General features: G+C 72.1%; 6 protein-coding genes. All 6 read left to right on the top strand.

What is annotated here, in order from left to right:
• Window positions 1-316 (top strand): inositol monophosphatase family protein (locus VR44_RS16465; RefSeq protein ID WP_045948255.1); only part of this gene is annotated, 316 nt, incomplete at its 5' end.
• Window positions 317-378: 62 nt separating this feature from the next.
• On the top strand, window positions 379-1,797 hold the full coding sequence (locus tag VR44_RS16460) for a phytoene desaturase family protein (protein WP_052713644.1): 1,419 nt from the start codon (window positions 379-381) through the stop codon (window positions 1,795-1,797).
• Window positions 1,797-2,312 carry an O-acetyl-ADP-ribose deacetylase gene (locus tag VR44_RS16455; protein ID WP_045948254.1) on the top strand — a complete coding sequence of 172 codons (516 nt, stop codon included), beginning with the start codon at window positions 1,797-1,799 and terminating at the stop codon, window positions 2,310-2,312. The genes VR44_RS16460 and VR44_RS16455 overlap by 1 nt, the downstream gene beginning before the upstream one ends.
• 301 nt (window positions 2,313-2,613) lie before the next feature.
• On the top strand, window positions 2,614-3,492 hold the full coding sequence (locus tag VR44_RS16450; RefSeq protein WP_245691866.1) for a helix-turn-helix transcriptional regulator: 879 nt from the start codon (window positions 2,614-2,616) through the stop codon (window positions 3,490-3,492).
• A gap of 115 nt (window positions 3,493-3,607) precedes the next feature.
• On the top strand, window positions 3,608-3,940 hold the full coding sequence (locus tag VR44_RS16445) for a hypothetical protein (protein ID WP_157880325.1): 333 nt from the start codon (window positions 3,608-3,610) through the stop codon (window positions 3,938-3,940).
• A gap of 206 nt (window positions 3,941-4,146) precedes the next feature.
• A complete protein-coding gene (locus VR44_RS45025) occupies window positions 4,147-4,311 on the top strand; it encodes a hypothetical protein (protein WP_157880324.1) in 165 nt (54 codons plus the stop codon).
• Window positions 4,312-4,353 lie beyond the last annotated feature (42 nt).

Genomic DNA, 4,353 nt, shown 5'->3' with positions numbered 1-4,353 from the left:
GCTGTACACCTCCGAGGAGGACCGCCGGTACCTGTCCCGGCTCGACGTGCCCGGCGTCGCACCCCGGCCCTGCGGCTCGGCGGGCCTGGAGTACCTGAGGGTGGCGCGCGGCGAGATGGACGCGCTGGCCTTCACCTGGCCCTCGGCCTGGGACCACGCGGCCGGTCTGCTGCTGGTCGGCGAGGCGGGCGGCGCGCAGAGCACCGTGGACCGGGTTCCCTTCCGCGTCGACCGGGACAACGCACTGCCCTTCGCGGTGGGCCGCGACGAGGCCACCACGGTCCGCGTCCGCGAACTGCTGCGGGGCGGGGCCTGAACGGTCGGGGACGGGCGGAATAAGGTGGGGGCAGTGGCCGCCGCCGGACGAAGGAGCTGTCAGTGCCGTCGATTCTCGACGCAGTCGTGGTGGGGGCGGGGCCCAACGGCCTGACGGCCGCGGTCGAACTGGCCCGCCGGGGCCACTCGGTGGCCGTGTTCGAGGCCGCCGGATCGGTGGGCGGCGGGGCCCGCACCGAGGAGCTCACCCTGCCCGGCTTCCGCCACGACCCCTGCTCGGCGGTGCATCCGCTGGGCGCCGGCTCCCCGGTGTTCAAGACGATGCCGCTGGGACGGTACGGGCTGGAGTGGCTGCACGCCCCGCTGCCCATGGCGCACCCCTTCGACGACGGCACGGCCGCCGTGCTCTCCCGCTCCGTCGCGGAGACCGCCGCCTCCCTCGGGCCCCGGGACGCGGGCGCGTACCGGCGCCTGGTGGAGCCGTACCTGGGCCACTGGGACACCCTCGCCCGGGACTTCATGTCACTGCCGAACACCGCCCTGCCCCGCGACCCGCTCCTCCTGGCCCGCTTCGGCCTCACCGGTCTGCCGCCCTCCACCTGGCTGATGCGCCGCTTCCGCGACGACCGTGCGCGGGCCCTGTTCTCCGGGCTCGTCGCGCACGTCATCGCCCCGCTGAGCGGCCTCGGCACCGGCGCCGTCGGCCTGGTCTTCGCGCTGGCCGCGCACGCGGGCGGCTGGCCGGTGCCGCGCGGGGGCTCGCAGTCGATCTCCGACGCGCTCGCCGCGTACCTGGCGGACCTCGGCGGAGCCGTGCACACCGGCTTCGAGGTCAAACGGCTCGACGACCTCCCGCCGGCCCGCGCGTACGTCTTCGACACCTCCCCGACCGCGCTGGCCCGGATCGCCCGCCTGGGCCGGGCCTACGACGGCTACCGGTACGGGGCCGCCGCCTTCAAGCTCGACTACGCCCTGGACGGCCCCGTCCCCTGGACCGCCGAGGCCCCCCGCCGGGCCGGCACCGTCCAGATCGGCCCCGGCAGCCGCGACATCGACGCCGCCCTCCAGCTGGCCTCGGGCGGCCGCGCCCCCCGCAACCCCTTCCTGATCACCGCCCAGCCCAGCCTGGTCGACCCCGGCCGGGCGCCGGAGGGCAAGCACGTCTTCTGGGCGTACGGGCACGTCCCGGCGGGCTGGGACGGCGACCTCACCGAAGCCGTCGAACGCCAGCTGGAGCGTTTCGCGCCCGGCTTCCGCGACCTGGTACTGGCCCGCGCCACCGCCGGGCCGCCGCAGCTCGCCGCCCGCAACCCCAACTACGTCGGCGGGGACATCGCCTGCGGCTCCGCCGCCGGACTCCAGCTCCTGCTGCGGCCGCGCATCACCCTCTCCCCGTACACCACCGCCCACCCGGCGGTCTTCCTCTGCTCCTCGGCCACCCCGCCCGGCCCCGGCGTGCACGGCATGTCCGGCCACAACGCCGCCAAGGCCGTCTGGCGGCACCTGCGAAAGGGACACTGATGGTCCGGATCACCCTCGTCCAGGGCGACATCACCGCCCAGGAGGTGGACGCGGTCGTCAACGCCGCCAACTCCTCGCTGCTCGGCGGCGGGGGCGTGGACGGCGCCATCCACCGGCGCGGCGGCCCCGAGATCCTCGCCGCCTGCCAGGACCTGCGCCGCTCCCACTACGGCAAGGGCCTCCCCACGGGCCGCGCGGTCGCCACCACCGCGGGCCGCCTCCCGGCGGAGCACGTCATCCACACTGTCGGCCCCGTCTGGTCCCGCGAGGAGGACCGCTCGGAGCTCCTGGCCTCCTGCTACCGGGAGTCGCTGCGGGTCGCCGACGAACTGGGGGCCCGGACGGTCGCCTTCCCCGCCATCTCCACCGGCATCTACGGCTGGCCCATGGACGACGGCGCCCGGATCGCCGTGGAGACGGTGCGGGGCGCCCGGACCGACGTAGAGGAGGTCAGGTTCGTCCTCTACGACGAGCACGCGTACGAGGTGTTCGCCGAGGCGATCGGTTCTTCTTGACAAGGGGCGAATTTCCCCGACCACCGTGAGTGGCGTGAATGGCCGGAAGCGCGGACCAAATGCTTCCCCTTAGGGGGTGAGGTGATCTTGCCGGCCTCTCTACCCTTGTTGACCTGCGCATACGGGCGGGTATGCTGTGCTCGCGCTTCGGGGGAGGCAGTGTGATCCCGCTGCGGAACCACCACAGGGGGAGAGGTAAGTGCTCGAGAGCATCGGCCTTGAGAATCGCGACCGCGACGTCTATCGGGCGCTTCTCGTCCACCCCGACTGGGATATGCAGGACATTGCGCAGAATCTTGGCATGGACGAAGCCGAGGTCCGCGAGACGCTCGACCGGCTGACCGGGTTCTCGCTCCTGCGTTCCACCTCCGGAGCCGAACCGCTCGTACCGGCCAGCCCCGAGCTCGGGCTCCTTCCCCTGCTGCAGGTCATGGAAGCCGAGCTCGACGAGCACCGGGCCAGGCTCTCCCGGGACCGGGCCATGCTGACGGCTCTGACCTCGGAGTACACCGCACGGCGTGTGCAGAACGACGTGGCCGGCGTCGAGCGTCTCGTGGGCCTGGAGGCGGTGCGTTCCCGCCTCTCGCAGCTCGCCCGGGAAGCCACCTCCGAGGTGCGGGCGTTCATGCCGGGTCCGGCGCTCAGCCAGGCGGCGCTGGACGCGTCGCGCCCCCTCGACGTGCAGAACCTGGCACGGGGCGTGCGGATGCAGACCGTGTACCTGGAGACCGTGCGCAAGGACCCGGCGACGGTCGAGTACGCCACCTGGTTCGCCCAGCAGGGGGGCCAGACGCGGACCATGCCCTCGCTGCCCATGCGCCTCATCCTCTGCGACCGCTCCGTGGCCGTGCTCCCGGTGAAGCCGGACGCGAGCGAGCAGGGGGCGTTCGTCATCCGGCTCACCAGCATCGTCACCGCGCTCAACCAGCTGTTCGACCTGACCTGGGAGCGCGCCACCCCGCTCGGAGAGCCCTCGGTACTGCCCTGCGACGGGCCCAGCGAGCGTGAGCTGGCCCTGCTCAGGATGCTCGAGGACGGCCACACCGACGAGGTCGTCGCGCGCAAGCTCGGGGTTTCGATCCGTACGGTCCGCCGTCTGATGGCCGACCTGCTCAAGACACTGAACGCCGAAAGCCGGTTCCAGGCCGGCGTACAGGCCACGCGGCGCGGCTGGATCTGAGCCGGAAGCCCTTTTCGAATCCGCCGGCCGGCACGGCTGGCCTCCTTGTGCCATGGCACGAGGTGGCCGGATCAGTCTTCCTTTGAGGTGCTCAAAGGATGGCTATGGTGTGCCCGTGTATGCGATCAAGGTATTACTGCAATCGCCGTACGACGCCCGGACCACGGGCGCGCGCAGCAGCGCCGACATCGGGGAGCGGATCCTCGTCGACCCCCAGCCGGGCATCGCCCATGTGAGCCTGGTTCCCCTGTCCTCGCAGGTCGTGGCCATGACCTTCGTGGTCGCCGCCGATCTCGGAGCCGCCGAACGGCTGGCCGCCGAGGCCTGGGACACCTGGCTCGGCCGTGAATGGTCCGCCGACTGGAAAATGTCCTCGTGCGGGGCCGACCTGCTGCTGGGGGTCTGGGCAGCCGCGGAGCCCTTCGTTCAGGAAACTGGCTTGAAATGACCTGTTGGTGCCATGACCTACATGGGCCATGCGGAACCGTCGACACCGGGTAGCGGCTGCGACCAGTATCGATCGGGACGGGACGCCGCACAGCGTCGGTCCTCTGTGAAGACCAGCCCAGCCCATCGCTTTCTCTTCTGCCTTCCACACCCACCCGTGTGGTTCCGGCATGCCATTTTCCTTGAGGGGTAACCGTGCACGACCGCATGAACCGACTGTTCCGGATGGCTGTCCTCTCCCTCCTCCTCGCCCTTCCGGCCCTCTTCTCCGGCGGCGGGTCCGGCACCCCGACCACGGCGTCCGCTCCGGCGGCCGAGGAGAGCGTGGTCCTGACGGCCCCCGCGGCGCCCGTCAACTGGGCCTGGGACTAGGCCGTCTCTTCCGGATCTTCCCTGACCCGCGCCGCCCGGCAC

Origin of the sequence: Streptomyces katrae, from assembly GCF_000966975.1 — a bacterium.
Lineage (GTDB): Bacteria > Actinomycetota > Actinomycetes > Streptomycetales > Streptomycetaceae > Streptomyces > Streptomyces katrae.
This window is presented reverse-complemented; position numbering and strand designations above follow the sequence as displayed.